The organism is Thalassoroseus pseudoceratinae, from assembly GCF_011634775.1.
Taxonomy (GTDB): Bacteria; Planctomycetota; Planctomycetia; order Planctomycetales; family Planctomycetaceae; genus Thalassoroseus; species Thalassoroseus pseudoceratinae.
The window spans coordinates 747,661-763,367 of sequence record NZ_JAALXT010000003.1; the positions used below are offsets into that span (position 1 = coordinate 747,661).

Below are 15,707 nucleotides of genomic sequence, written 5' to 3' on the forward strand. Positions count from 1 at the left end.
CTAGTTTCTATCACACCCGTTCGACACTCAAATTACAATCCCACTCGCTTCACGCATCAGTGCTCACAAGTGCGACGCCTGGTCTTCTTGATGGATTCGCAAGAGGAAGAACGCATGCTTCCGATGAATGCTGTGAAACAGCTATGCTGGATACTTCGGCACAATGCGGGACAGTTCTCATTGCCTCTTCAATGCGGTAAAGTGCAGGTCTTCTCACCCGAAAGATCGCAAAATGAGGATACTGATTTTATGCTGCGTTTAGTGAAACTTGCTGGTGCCGTTGTGGTCGTGATGACGGCCAGTGCCTTTGGCTTCAAAGAGTGGAAGAGCGGTATCGAATGGCCGGAACCGAAAGTCGTCGATCCCGGCGATGCGGAAACGCCGCCTTCCGATGCCATCGTGCTATTCGATGGTGAAGATCTCTCGCAATGGCACAACGGAACCAGGTGGGAGATCCGCGACGGATACGCGATCTCGAAGATGGCCAGTATCACAACCAAAGAAAAGTTCGGCGACTGCCAACTTCACCTCGAGTTCGCAACTCCTGCCGAAGTCAAAAGCCAAGGGCAGGGCCGAGGAAACAGTGGCGTGTACTTAATGAATCGTTACGAAGTCCAGATTTTGGACTCTTACGAGAACGCCACCTATCACGATGGACAATGTGCGTCCATCTACAAGCAGTATCCCCCGCTCGTCAACGCGTGTCGAAAACCGGGGGAATGGCAGACCTACGACATTCTCTTCGAAGCTCCCCGGTTCGATGAGCATGGTTCACTCACGCGTCCCGGTTACATGACGGTTTTGCAGAATGGGGTCGTGGTGCAGAACCGAACTGAACTTCTCGGCGGGACATCGTATATTGCCCCACCGAAGTATACCAAGCACTCGGATAAGGAGCCGATTAGCTTGCAATTTCACGGCAATCCCGTTCGATTCCGGAACATCTGGCTCCGACCGCTCGAAGCCCGTCAGCCGGAATATCCGACGGAAGGATAGTTAAATTCGGATCGCGACCACCTATTTGGGAAGCGGTCCGAACATTGGCGTGAATGGGAACAGAAATTTGGAGTTCGATTCGTATTGGCCTTCGCCGTCTTCATAACGACGACCATGCCACCAGTTGAGCCGAACCCGAGACCAAAACGGCGTGTAGTCCCAGCCCCATGTACCCTCGCAGTTGACGTAGCGTGGTTCTCCACCGAAGATCGGGGCACCGATCTTTCGTGGATTACCACCGCCGACGTAGTAACCGGAATACGAAGGTGTGTTGGACCAGTCCGCGAAGATCGAAATTGATTGCGGATTCCCCGCCCGTGCGTGACGTTCGCACCAACTCAAATGCGATGGCGATCCCGGATCAATTTCCGCCTTGTTGCCGAAGATCTTGTGCGGAGTCTTGCAGTCGTGCTCCGGAGAATCGCAGTCGCTCGCGATGAGACCCCCGGTCAATGTGAGGGTCAGAATGGCACTAAGGCCGAGATTCACTCTGGTCGTCATCGGAACCGGTCCTGGCAATCGAGAGAAATTCGCGTTCAAACGGCCATTGGCCATTCCTTCGTGACAAACGATGTCAGCATGATCATCGGCATCATCCATCTAATTAGTCCTACACGATGGTTTTGGTCTGCAAACTCTGACTGACCGTTCGAACACGAACATACTTCGCAGTCGTCCCAAATCACCTGGTTTGACGCACGTTTATTCATCGAAAATTCCCAAAACAATCATGGGGGATTCACGTTCACTGCTAACATACGTACTCAACATCATTAGACACACCGCCGCCCAAAATTCGAACCACTTTGCGGACCCAGCCGATACGCACCATCACGAAGGAGATGGCTCCGCGACGGAATGCCCTGCCTGACCTGTGTTTTCCCCTTCTTAAACCGGGTCGACAAGAGTGAGAATCGCTCTTTTGAAACTGTCGTGTTGTTGATCGAGGCTGGCAAAGAGTTGGAGGCATCTGGCGTATATGCTGATGGTCCGACTCTGGTGCGGCCGCTCAGAATCTGAACCGAACGAGACAGATCGAACATGCCTTCGCCTGAATCTACCGCCCTGGAGTGCCGCCAATGTCGAGCCCAAATTCGAACCGGCGTGAATTTTTGCCCGAAGTGTGGCTCTGCGATCGCTGCGGGGAGTGGTCAGTCATCCAATGAGATCTCTGGACTGCACGAGATGCTGGAATCTGCCGAGTCGGTCGACTCCAGCGTCGAGCAGCCGAGCGACTCATCCAATGATCTATCCGGGATGTCCGGCATGTTCGACGCGCTCGAATCGGCTGATAGCACGTCGAACGCTAGTCACTCCGTGAATGACAACGATACCTTCAGAACGGCTGAAGCAAGCACTCAAACGGCCCAAAACGAGCGGCCCCAGAATCCGAAGACGCAAAACCAAAGAGCGAGTGAAAACAGCCAACTGGCGAACGCTGAACGGCGTGGACCAAAAGGGTCGGGTGTGAGTTCGGGAGTTCGTTCCGGTACACGAGCACGCAGTACCCCGACATTTGCGGACGGCGTCATCCGATTCAGCTGTCGCGGCTGCGGTCGCAGCATTCGTGCGAAAGAGAAGAAAGCCGGCCAGCAAATTAACTGCCCGTCGTGCAAAACACCGTTGAAGGTGCCTCGCACACCAGAACAAATCGAGAAGGAAAAATCGTTTTCATTGCGGTCCGGGGACGAATCGGGCGAAACGGTTTCGTTCGCTGAATTGGCAAGGCAAGCCGCGGAACAATCACCGGTCATCTTTGTGCCGGAAGCCACGAGCGATGCATCTGGGTCAGACGACGGCGATACGAAGATTGGTAAGAAGTCGAAAAACGCTAAGAAGTCGGGGCTGTCCAAGAAGCAACTGAAAAAACTCAAATTGTTATTCGACCAGTCTTTAGACGACCTCGTTTCAGACGAGCAAGAAACGCTGATTCAGGAATGGAAGGACGGACTCCGCGAGATCGGGGCGTCTAATGATGCATCCGCGATTGAATTGGTCAAACCATTTCTTGATCACCATTCACGGGAACTACAACGTGTCGCGATTGCCACGGCCGGTGAACTTCGGGATCCTTCTGTTGCGCCGAATCTCATTGAGCTGCTCGACGAACCCGGTGCCGCAACGCGCAAGGCGATTTGTATTGCCCTGGGGAACATTGGGGATGGGCGAGCCGTTCGGGCGTTGTTGATGCTTGGGATCGAAGACCCGCATGCGAAAATTCCGGCGAACGACGCGATCTCGCAAATTGGTCCTGCTGCGACCGAACCTTTAATCAATGCTTTGACTGATCGAGAGTCAGGATTGGTCCTTGAGGCGATCGTGGGCTTAGGCAAACTCAAAGTCGCCGAGGCCGCTCGCCCGTTGATTCGGGTTTTGGAAGGTGGTTCCTGGATTCACCGTGCCCACGCGGCTCAGTCGCTGGGCAATCTTGGAGATACACGCGTTCTGGGCGCTCTCCAAAAAGCTCTGGGCGACACCAACCCCAACGTTCGAGCCAATGCCGCCGCCGCACTCGGCCAACTCGGTGACAAAGCGTGTGTCGCGGAATTACGCCACTGCTTGCAGGATTCCGATCCAGATGTTGTCACGCAGACTGTGACGGCACTCGGACAAATTGGAGATCAGCGAGCGGCTTCCGCGCTCGTTCCACTTCTCAATTCAACCGATCCCAACCTGCAGTTGCTTGTTGCCGAGGCGCTTGGAGACCTGGGCGATCATCGGGCTGTGCCAAATTTGTTGTCGGTTTTAGAAAGTCAGGACGAGAAACTTCAGCTTAAAGTCCTGACGATCCTTCGCAAGCTCAAAGCTCCCGAAGCGGTCCCAGCATTGCTAGACCTGCTGAAAGTTCGTAACGAACTGATTCGCCAACGTGCCTGCGATGCATTAGGGCGAATTGGAGATGCTGATGTCGCGGAACGTCTTGAGACCGTGCTCTCCGTTGACCCGTCGACAGAAGTTCGTGCAGCGGCCGCTCGTGCACTCGGTGAGATTGCCGATCCGGGTTCGGTCGACAGTCTCAAAAAGGCGTTAGACGATGAGTTCTTAGTCAAATGCCAAGCGATCATTGCGTTAGGGACCGTTGGTGACCAGGAAGTCGTGGGCGATTTACTGGATCTGCTGACGGATCTCACGCCTGAGATCAAATACCATGCTGCCGGCGCGTTGGGCGAGATCGGTGGGAAACGAGCGATCTCCCCGATTCGTGCGTTGCTCGAAGATTCGAACCCCATGGTAGTCCGTGGTGCGACGAAGGCTTTGGAGAAACTCGGCGAACCAGTCGACTTGGCGGAAGTCAAGAAAGCCCGTCGTCGTGCCCAGTATCGGGGTGTCTATGAGGTCATCCTTTCGATTCGATCGTATCTGCCGGAAGGGCGTCAGGCGACGATTATCGGAGCCGGTGCTCTGGCGGCTGTTTTGCTCGTGGGGGCAATCGCGGTCGCGAGTATGTATTGGTTCCAACCAGCCCCGCAAGTGGTGATCGTTCGCGGGAATGCGGCCGCTGTCTCATTCAGCCCGAACGGCCAATTCGTTTGTACCGGACGAACGACGGGGTTGGTTGAGATTTACAATTTAGCCAATGGAAGTCGGACTCACCAATTTCCGGTCAAAGGGGGTGGGGACAAGGCCGTCTTTGCTCGATCGGATAACGAGCTAGTGGTTTTAACCAGTAAAGCACTACAATTGTGGGATTTGACAATTGAAGACCCGTCCAAGCAGATGGCTCCAGCCGCAAGTCATGCGAGGAACGTGACTGATTTCGTCATGTCGAGCGACCGTTCTTTCGCACTGACACGCTCAAACGATGGGATGGCGATTGTTTGGGATCTGAGTACCGGCAAGAACACGGGCGTCGCTAAGTTTCCGAAGAACTTTTCCGTGTTTGCCATCTCGCCCGACGGCGGTTTGATAGCAGGGGGATCAACGAACGGGCAGATTCAGCTGATTGATGCTGGTTCTGGCCAGGCGAAAGGGAATCCGATTCGAACGTCAGGTTCAAAACCCATCCGCGCACTCGCATTCAATCATAATGGCTCGAAGCTCGCAGTTTCCGGTGTCGAACTTGGCATGGCGATCTACTCGGCCGAGGGTTCAAAACTTGCACAAGTTGATGTCGCCAAAGGCACGGCCACGTCATTGCGATTCGGTCCGAATGATTCGCAATTGATTGGCTTGATGGGAACCCAATTCGCCGTTTGGCAAGTGACGGAGTCTGCGATTGGTGCTGAGCCTCGCATGTTCCCTGTTGACATTGATGGACTTACGTCTTGGGACTTAAGTCCTGACGGAAGCAAAGTCATCGTCGGAAGCGAAGAGGCTATGCCTGCTCTCGTCTATGATGTCAATTCCGGTGAAAAGGTCGCGGTCATCAATCAAGACTGATCGCGTTGAGCCGTTCGTCTTGGATCGATGTCGTTGCGATCCGTATGACCGTGCAAGTCGGCCTCATTCACCTCTCTTTCCTAGTGGTTGCAGCTTTTCATCAAACGCATCAGGCGAGTTAAGCCGACTCAGAACCAATAGTTCTCAGTCTCGCCGGCTACAATGCGTAAGATCAAAACCTTGGGCGATTATTCCCCATCAACTTGGTTCCAGCCGGCATACCGCAGTCTTTGACGGGACTAGCAATGCGTCGGCTTCGTTCGGGAAATATAGGATCGCACCTCTTTCGAGTGCTTCAAAATCTGCGGACGCGGCTCGGCAAGACAACCAGTCCGTCGCCGACACAAACAGCGTGCATCGACCTTGGATTGATGCAACTAGAGCAGCGTCGTGTGTTGGCGGCTCCGATCGCGATTGATGATGTCTACTTCTACGATCCAACCACTTCAATATCGTACTCCGTCCCGTTTGATAGCGGTGTCCTAGCGAACGACACCGATGCGGACGACGACTCGCTCAGTGCAACGTTGATCGATCCGCCGCTCGATGGCCAGGTGTTCTTGAACACTGACGGAAGTTTCGAGTACATCGCCGGCCGCTCTTTCAGCGGATTCGATTCATTTACGTACCAAGCGTTCGATGGCAGCGACTTCAGCAATTTGGCGTACGTCTCGATTGAAAGCGGGAATGGCAATGGTCCGCCGCCGTCATCGTCAGTCGACGGACCGCCAACATCGTTCTCATTTCAAGTCAATACTCTCGAGGACACGCCTACCGTCATCGAAGGACTTGCGATCAGTCCCACGACGACTGGCCCGAGTACAGACTATATCGCTCAGGTGTCAGTCGATTCCGCAACGCAGCCGAATGGGGGGCTGCTGTTCTTTGGTACGTTGGAAGGTCTAACGATTCTTGATGGTGCCAACGACACCGGCTTCATCGAGTTCGCAGGATCGGAAAACGATATCAACGCCGCACTCGACACCCTGGTGTTTCTGCCGACACTGGATTTTAGCGGTACAGAGCATATTCGGTTCGATTATCAGTCCCAATCGGCGGCTTTCCCGGAGAGCGGCTCGATCGTGGTCGATGTCGATGTGGAAGCCGTCGCGGATCGACCAATTCTTCTCGTTCCCGACCCGGTCGTTTACACCGATCCCGGCCAGCTATTTCCCATTCCGATCGACGCGTTCTCGAACGACATTGATGGGTCCGAAAATGTGTTCGTCACCATGATTGGTGTCCCCGACGAGTTGGAATTGTCGTTGGGCCTTGAACAAACCGATCAGCCAGGCGTGTTCGAATTCCGCGATGGCGATTGGGAACTCCTCGATGCCGTTCTGCAACCTGGGGGGGCGGAGTCGTTTACCATTACTTTCACAGCGTTCGCCATTGAAAATGACAACAACGACATTGCGAGCGAATCGATAACCGTGGAATTTGTTCGCATACCATCGGACGCACCACCGCCGGATGATGAATTTGTGGATGATGGTTTCTTCGACGATGAGTTCTACGACGATGAATTTATCCTAGATGGGCCCCCGCCGGGCGTCTTCGAGGGGGATTTCTTTTACGATGATTTTCATCACGGCCTCTATGGGCCGGAATTTGGAAATCTTGAGTTTGATGCTCCAGATGATTATTGGGGCGACCTCGACGACCATTTTTGGGACGATCTGTTTCTACCGGAGGATTTGTTCGATTTTGATGACCCTGAGGAAGCAATACTGACGTCCTTCGAAGGTCAAACGGGTTCGACAAGGTCAACGACGGATATTAGTAGACCGTCTCACTCAGGCCTTGGAGACCACGCGGGGAAAGGAAAATCTGGCAAACTACCGTTACGGTCAGCGGCGAGCGGTTCGGCTGCGTCAACCCAATCTCTCGGATTGGTTTCGAATTTGCGGCCTCAGGAAATCGGGCGGCGGAATGAGTCTTTGCTGAGACCACCTTCGCATCGTGGGCAGCATCCCGTTTCCAGTGCGACCTCCGATTCGATTCGTGAAGAAATTTCGGGTTCTCGCAATCACGAATCCGGTCTCTACGCGCGGGCACTGAATGCCAAAGGGGAGACCATTGAGGATGTGCGACTGCCAGACCAGTTGGCCGACGATTACTCCCGCTTTCTGAAATTCCTCCGCGAACTTCCGAACGGCGATTATGTCGTCTATTTCTTGCAGCCTGGTCAAACAATGGATCAAGCCGCCCAGCGGCAGCGACTGCTCGATGTGCGAGTGGTGAACGGGCGATTGAATCCGAACGCCGACGAATTCAAACCCGCCGGTGAACTATCTCGGGATGACGTTGGTTCGAAGCAAACCGCCTCTGAGACAGTCGCCCCCATTCAAAGTTCAAAAGCCGATTGGGAATCAAATATGGTTCCGGTCGAAAAACTGGATTCGGCGGATGCCGTTTCCGTCGACTCCCCTGTCTCGGGACTCATTGGCGTTGGCTTGGCAACCCAACTTGCTTCAGTCGCTCGGCGGTTACGTGTGGAACGCGACCGTCGATACCAAACATGCAACTCTGACCGTTCGTGGCGTGGGCGAAAGTTTCGACGCAAAGTCAATGCTCGCTCCGCGAACTGACTGGCACGGTTCGACACCCCGCCGTCTTGTGAATTTCAACGCCTCTCCCTGTTTCTGCTTGTGGAAGTCTGATCATGGCTGTGTGCCCCAATTGCCAAAGTTTATCTCAAGACGTGGCGGATCAGTCACTCGATGCAACTTTCTGCGGCGACAGTACGGACGAATCGTGTGTTCTTTGTGGTGAGCATCTGACGAATTTTCTCGCCGAGATCGAAGAGAGATTCGACGGTGCGGACGTCGCTGAAGATGATGACACTCTCCAGACCTGTGAGATTGACTCGGAATCGGAAGAGATTGAAGACTCGGCGGAGATGATCAAGACCGTCAAGAACTTGAGACCGTTCCTCAAGCGGCCATCAGATCCTACGATGACGGTTGATAGCCCCTCGGATTTCCTGAGCGACCATGCCGAAGAATTCGCGGTCGGCTCGAATGCCGATAGCGGGGAAACACTCGCAACGTCTCCATCAAATCGACAAGGACCGACGCCCAGCACTCATCCGGATTTCCACGCGGATGACAACACGAGTTCGGTCCTTAAAATCGGCAAACGCGTGCTCGAGCCGAGCGAACACGCGGTGAATTCCGACTATGAATTGCTCGACAAACTTGGTGAAGGTGGCATGGGGGTGGTGTATGCCGGTCGCCAGTCATCAATCGACCGAGCGGTCGCAATCAAAACGCTGAAGAAGAAAGCGGCTGGCCAACAAGAACGCACGAGTTTTGTGTCGGAAGCCGTCGTGACGGGCGATCTCGATCACCCGAACATCGTGCCGATTTACGATTTGGGAACGGATCAAAACGGCTCCCTGTTCTATTCCATGAAACAGGTGCAAGGAACACCGTGGCTGAAAGTGATCGATGAGAAGTCTGAGGAGGACAATCTCTCGATCCTGATGCGAGTGGCCGACGCCATTGCGTTTGCCCATTCGCGGGGTGTGGTCCATTGTGATCTGAAACCCGAGAACGTCATGCTTGGCAGCTATGGCGAAGTGTTGGTGATGGACTGGGGGCTGGCCCAGTTGATGCCCGATTTCGCCAAACCCGAAGACGTTGCCCGCTCTGCGGCTGGAGGGGGAACGCCGGCGTATATGGCTCCCGAGATGGCCGGAGGAACTGGTGAAGTTGGCTATCACAGCGACGTGTATTTGCTGGGGGCGATCCTCTTTGAAATCGTCGTCGGAAAACCACCACACACTGGCACGAACGTGATGCAGTGTCTGTATGCGGCCGCGGAAAATCTCATTCGAGAAACCGAAGTCACCGGCCCACTGCTCGACATTGCACTCACAGCGATGGCAACCGATCCACAGGACCGTTACGGTTCTGTGTCGGACTTCCAATCGGCGATTCGGGAATACTTGTCCCACGCGGAAAGTCGCTACCTTGCGGAGCGGGCCGAACTGGTCCTTGGGCAGGCGGAACAGTCGCAAGACTACCAACTTTTTTCACAAGCGTTGGCCTCTTATCGTGAGGCATTGTCGTTCTGGGATGAGAACCCGGATGCGAACATTGGTGTTCGTCAAGCGACTTTGTCCTACGCGAATTGTGCGTTCGAGCGTGGCGACTACGATCTCGCATTGTCACTGCTCGATGGTGACGAGATGGAATCCACGGAATCTGTCTCGGCATTGCGTCCGACAATTCTGAAGGCCCAAGCCGAACGCGACAGCCGACAGCACCGTTTGAAACAGACGAAACGCATTCTGGCATGCTTGGCCTTGATCACAGTGTGCGGTGCCGTCTTTGCCGCGATCACAATCAACGATGCTCGCATGGAAGCTGATCATCAACGGCAGTTGGCCGTCGATGAAGCCGAGGTTGCCGCAAAAGCTCAGAAACAAGCCGAAGCCCAACGCAAAATTGCAATTGCAGAGCGTGGCAAAGCCGAGACCGCTCGGTCGAATGCCGAAAATGCCCGTGATGTGGCACTCGCGGAACGTGAACGGGCCGAAGCCGCAACAAAACGTGCGAACAAAGCCACGGAAAGAGCCGTCGCTGCTCAGAAACTCGAGGAAAAAGCGAAACTAGCAGCGTTGGAAGCCAAAGCGCTCGAGGAACAGGCCAAAGAAGAGGCTCTCACCGCGCGAGCATTGGAAGAAAAAGCCAAGGAACAAGCACTCCGAGCCAAGACGCTGGAGGAGCAAGCCAAACAAGAAGCCATGGCGGCACGTGCCGCCGAAGCGTATGAGTCGTACGTGGCTCAAATTCAGTTAGCCGCCACCAAGATCGACGAACAAGCTTTTGGAGTGGCACTTTCTCTGCTCGACGCTTGCCGACCACAGAAAGGAGAGACGGATCAACGCGGGTGGGAATGGGCTCGTCTGATGCACCTCTGTCATCAAAGTCGTCGAACCATTGCAACCAAAGCCCCGGTCGATGCATTGGCCTATTCGCCAGACGGGAGCCGCTTCGTCGCAGCGACCTGGAATTCGCAGGCTGGTATCTACGATGCTGAAAGCGGGGAGCTATTGGTGCGACTCCGACATGATGGTCAATACGTCCACGATGTTTGTTACAGCCCAGACGGACGCCTCATCGCTACTGGCAGCAACGACCCCAACGGCCCCGTTCGCATTTGGGACGCACAAACCGGCCGGCCGATTCGTTCGATCAAAGGCCACACCGATGCCGTGTTAGACGTCGAATTCTCACCAGACGGCGAACGCCTTTTGAGTAGCTCCTACGACAACACGGCACGGCTTTGGGATTGGAAAACTGGCGAACCACTCCAGCAATATGTCGGTCATTTTTGGTGGGTTTGGTCGGCGTCATTTTCCCCGGATGGTTTGCGGATCGTCACCGGGAGCCAAGATGGAACGGCGATCGTCTGGGATGTCGAGACGGCTGAGAAGATCGCCCAATTCAATGACCACAAAGGCCCGGTGTTTGTGGCGAAGTATGCACCGGATAGTCAGCATGTTGTCACCGCTGACAATAGTGGGCATGTGCTAATTTGGCATCCGGACGAATTGCCTAAGACGTCGTTGAAGCGAATCGCCGAAGGGCGTACAACGGAAAAAGCAAAATACCGAGAACTCGATGGTCATACAGCCGCCGTCCGATGCGTGGAGTTTTCGCGGGACGGACGATTCGTGCTGGCTGGTTCCGATGATAACAGTGTGATCCTCTGGAGTGTCAAAGCGGACCGCGTCGTTGACACGTTCCAAGGTCACGCCGGTTGGGTCCGATCGTGTGCCATGTCGCCCGATGGTCGCTCGATCGTCTCAGGAAGCCAAGACGGCCACATCAAACAATGGGATATCGGCGGTGGCGACGAAATACGGGTTCTCGGCGGTCATCTACTCGACGATCACACCGAAGCCGTGTTGGCGGGAACATTCAGTCCGGACGGACGTTGGGTTGCAACCGCCGGCCGTGACAAGTCGGTTCGCATTGCGGACGTCCGCACAGGGACCGTCCATCTAGAATTGGCCGAGGGACACAACTTTCTCACCCAGGATGTCCGATTTTCCCCAGATGGCCGATGGCTTTTCACCTCAGCGTTCGACAACTCAGTCCATGTATGGGATCTTGCCAAGGGGACGGAGGCGTTGCAATTTCATGGCAGCGGTCGGGAATCCGCCTTGGCGGTATCCCACGATGGCCGATGGCTGATCACCGGGAGCGACCACAATGCCGCGTTGCTTTGGGATCTGAAAAGCGAAGCAATTCGGACGGCGATGGACCACACCAAACAATCCCTCAGCACGCCAACACGCAAGTTGGTCGGGCATCGTTCGCCCGTTCGAGTGGTGGCATTCTCGCACGACGATTCAACGATCTACACGGGAGACAGTCGCGGACGGGGGCGACTTTGGGACGCCGCCACTGGGAAGTTACTCTACACGCTCGAAGGACATTCCGCAGCGATTACAGATGCAGAGTTTCAGCATGACGACGCCTATGTCGTGACAACGAGTCGAGACAAAACGGCGACCCGCTGGAACGTTCGCACGGGGCGAGAACGACGCGACGACATCCTGAAACATCCCGCTCCGGTCTTGGCAATGGAACTGTTTGCCGACGGACGACATGCCATCACGTCGTGTGAAGATGGTCAGCTTCGGATCTGGCAACTTGACCCACCCGAAGTGGTCACGAGTCTGAAAACCGAGAATGCAGTTGTGGAAACATTGCATCTTTCGAACTCGCAGACGCGTGTTATTGGTGTCCAGTCGGTATCAGGAAATGTTTCGGTGTGGAACCTCACAACGAATTCCTTCGAGAACGGAGGCAAACCGGAATACTCCCTGGACTCCTTCCCGGCTGAGGCGGGAACATTGCGGACAGCTCGGTTCGCACCGGACGGTCTTTCCCTGGTGACCGTCGCCGGCAACGACGTGAAGTTGTGGAACACGGAAACTCAGCGACCGCTGACGTCATTCAATCCTACTGGGACAGTCGCCGCGATCGCGTTTTCACCCGATGGCAAGCGACTGGCGGCCGGAAGTTGGGACGACTCCGTGCGAATCTGGGACTTGGAATCCGGTCGGGCCATCAGCAAGTTGGCGGGGATTCACCGAGATGACATCCAGGCTCTTGCGTATTCCCCCGACGGATTGTTGCTGGCCTCCGCTGACAGTGACGGTTTGGTCGTACTTTGGGATGCGGCGACCGGCGATACGATCCGAGAGTTCCTCGGTCATTCCTCGACGGTTCGGTCGGTTGTGTTCTCGGCCGACGGACAACAGTTGCTGACAGGTTCAACTGATCGAACCGCCCGCATTTGGGACATAAAAACCGGGAAAGAACAGTGTGTGCTGCGTGGCCACCGATGGGCGGTCAACACTGCCCGCTTCGATGCGGCGAATCAGCGGGTTCTAACCGTTAGCGACGACGAAACCGCTCGCGTGTGGCAGTTGACAAAACGGAATGCGGAAGCCTTCACAGCGGAGTTGCTCCAAACAATCACCGGACACACCGCGGGTCTGACGGGCGGCGTGTTTTCACCCGATGGTCGCCGCCTCGTGACCGCCAGTCGCGACAACACAGCCAAAGTTTGGGACGCCCAAAACGGACAAGAACTGCTCACACTGAAAGGCCACACCCGCGGTCTCACAAGTATTTCGTTCTCGCCCGATGGGGCTCATCTGTTGTCGACTTCGCAAGATGGCACCGCCATTCTCTGGCTGACCGGTCGGGGCTTGGAAGCCGATCGCGAAGTTCAATCCACGGTCAGTTTGCGACGATAAATTTGCTTCCCATGGGCGATGTAGAGCGTTGAGTGATCAATCCCGCCGAGTATACACGTTGTGAGCGGTTGGTCTTTGCGGGGCTTCGGAAGGACACCGCAAGGCCGACCGGTTGGATCGAAGATTTGCACGCCGAGTTGGCTAGTCACATAATAACGGCCCTTACTGTCGACTGCCATTCCGTCTCCCCGAGCTACGTTCAATCGGGGGGGCGGTGAATTGAATCGGAATTCGCCCTTGTAATCAATCGGCAGACGAAGCGTCATACTCGGCATCTTCGCATCCAGAGTGCCATCGGGATTGACGCGGAACATCCATGTATATCGCCCACCATGTTCCGACACAGCGAGTGTTCCGCCATCATTCGACAACGCGATACCATTAGGGCGATTGATTCCCTCATCAACCACCGTTTTCTCGCCGGTCTTTGAGTCGATCCGCGTCACGTGTTGAGCCTTGGTCTCGGTGATGAAAATTTGACCGTCGCTCGTGACCGCCAAATCGTTCGGACGAACTCCGTCCGCAACAACTTTCGTGTCCCCTGTCACCGGGTTAATCGAGATCACTTGCTGCTTTGAACCTTGGCACGCATAGAGCAAACCGTTCGGGCCGAACTCCAATCCACTGACTGCAACAGCTGCGATCTTAGTATGATCGCCCGATTTGGCATCGATCTTATAAACCATCGGCTCACGCATATCGCAAAAATAGACGTTACCTTTCGAGTCCGCACACAAAGCGTCAGCGAAACCCACTTCGTCCGCAACCAACTCCCACGATTCGCCTGGTACAAGCAGATTCAAGAGCGTGAGATCACCACCCAGATCCCCCGAGGTATCGAGAGTCGGCGTGTGTTGCTCGTCACGCCAGAGCCATTTCATCGCCTCGGGAAATCGCGAGCTACCATAGTCGGCATTATGGGCGTACCCCTCAGCCCAATCGAATCGAATGTCGTATCCCATGTATTGCAACGCCGACGCCAACAGACGATTCGACCAAGGCCAACTTCCGAAAGCATTGTCCACATCACCGCTGGTGTCGGCCATGTAAACACGAATTGGTTTCGGTTCGGTCTTGCGAACCAATGACGGATAGATGTTCCCCCCGCGAAGATTTGTGAAGCTTCCCACACTGGAATACACCTTGCGGAAATAATCGGGCCGTTCCCAGGCCGCCGTAAATGCACAGATCGCCCCTGAGCTGGAACCGCCAATCGCGTGCATGTTCGGATCATCGGAAATGACGTAATTCTTTTTGACTTCCGGGATGATCTCCTCCAGCAAGAATCGCACATACCGCTCGCCCAGGCTGTCGTATTCGAAGCTACGATTCGATGGACGCCGATTGCGTTTCTTCTTTGTGTTGTCATCACCGGGGTTGATGAAAACAGCAATGGTCGGCGGCATTTCGTTTCGAGCGATGAGATTGTCAAAAACGATCGGAATTCGCCAGCGACCATCCAGCTTTCGCATGCGTTCGCCGTCCTGGAAGATCATCAAAGCCGCCGGGTGATCAGCGTCGTACTGAGCTGGCACATAGATGGCCCATTCTCGAATGGTCTTGGGAAAGATCTTCGATTCCCAATCGGGCATCTCGATGATCTTACCTTCCGGGACACCCGCTTGACGGACGGCATCGGGATGGGGTTTCCACGGTGGTTTTGTGGACGTCGGAGGAAACTGCGTCGATTCGGAATCGTCCGACCACAACCATCGCAACGCGTTCGGCAATTCCTTTCCACCCCATCGCCCGCTGTGCCCGCCGTCGGTCATCACAAACTTGTAGTTGTACCCTGCAAACTGCAACGCGGCTGCCATATCTTGATTCGCCAACGGCCAGTTCCCATGCAAGTTGTTCAAATCATCTTTGCCCTCTTGCAGGTAAACCTTGATTGGTTTTGGCTCGGCCTTCGTCTTTCGAATCAACCCCGGATACGCCCACCCACCTCGGATATTCGTGAAGCTTCCGATGTGGCTCATCACTTTGCCGAATTGCTCGGGTTTCTCCCAAGCCACCGTGAATGCACAGATTCCGCCAGACGAAATACCGCAGACGGCTCGATCAGCCGGATTGTCTGAGACATTCAAGCCTTCCAACGCCACTGGCAGGAACTCATCAATCAAGAAATTCGCATATCGATCGCCCAGTGAATCGTATTCAAAGGACCGATTGCTACGGCCTTTCGCTCCGTCTTTCGTCGCCGGGACTTTGCCGGGGTTGACGAAAACCGCAATTGTTATCGGCATCTCACCAGCGTGGATCAGTTCATCAAAAACCGCTGGAACCCGGAATGCGCCTTTAGGATTCGCGTAATTCAATCCATCCATGAAGACCATAAGGTTTGCCGGCTGATCGGCTCGGTATTGCTTCGGAACGTAAACCCGATATGACCGTGTTGTGTCCGGATAAATTTGGCTGGTCGAGAACTCGCCATTTCGTAGGTCGCCCCGCGGCACTTGGTCCGCCTTCTCCGCCGCAAAAGCCAACGGCGTGAACGCATACAGCAAACATCCCAGCAATAACGAGCGCGACTTCATAATGCTTC

At 54.9% G+C, this 15,707-nt stretch carries 6 protein-coding genes; 4 read left to right on the forward strand and 2 right to left on the reverse strand.

From position 1 onward, the window contains the following. Positions 1-249: 249 nt before the first annotated feature. Entirely contained in the window at positions 250-996 is a 747-nt protein-coding gene (locus tag G6R38_RS12970) for a 3-keto-disaccharide hydrolase (RefSeq protein ID WP_166825753.1), read from the forward strand. Between the two features lie 21 nt (positions 997-1,017). On the opposite strand, the gene G6R38_RS12975 is transcribed toward G6R38_RS12970, so the two are convergent. After that, positions 1,018-1,596: a hypothetical protein gene (locus G6R38_RS12975; RefSeq protein WP_166825756.1), complete on the reverse strand. Its 579-nt coding sequence runs from the start codon at positions 1,594-1,596 to the stop codon at positions 1,018-1,020. Between the two features lie 585 nt (positions 1,597-2,181). Here G6R38_RS12975 and G6R38_RS12980 point away from each other — a divergent pair. The 3 genes from G6R38_RS12980 (at position 2,182) to G6R38_RS12990 (ending at position 13,162) form a co-directional block, all read left to right on the forward strand. After that, positions 2,182-5,376 (forward strand): HEAT repeat domain-containing protein, encoded by a 3,195-nt coding sequence (locus G6R38_RS12980; RefSeq protein ID WP_166825759.1) that lies wholly within the window; start codon positions 2,182-2,184, stop codon positions 5,374-5,376. Positions 5,377-5,747: 371 nt separating this feature from the next. Continuing rightward, a complete protein-coding gene (locus tag G6R38_RS12985) occupies positions 5,748-7,967 on the forward strand; it encodes an Ig-like domain-containing protein (RefSeq protein WP_166825762.1) in 2,220 nt (739 codons plus the stop codon). 74 nt (positions 7,968-8,041) lie between these two features. Beyond that, on the forward strand, positions 8,042-13,162 hold the full coding sequence (locus G6R38_RS12990; RefSeq protein ID WP_166825765.1) for a protein kinase domain-containing protein: 5,121 nt from the start codon (positions 8,042-8,044) through the stop codon (positions 13,160-13,162). Here the strand turns inward: G6R38_RS12990 and G6R38_RS12995 are convergent. Further along, complete coding sequence (locus G6R38_RS12995) at positions 13,135-15,699, reverse strand: alpha/beta hydrolase-fold protein (protein WP_166825768.1); 2,565 nt, start codon at positions 15,697-15,699, stop codon at positions 13,135-13,137. The genes G6R38_RS12990 and G6R38_RS12995 overlap by 28 nt on opposite strands. Positions 15,700-15,707: the final 8 nt, after the last annotated feature.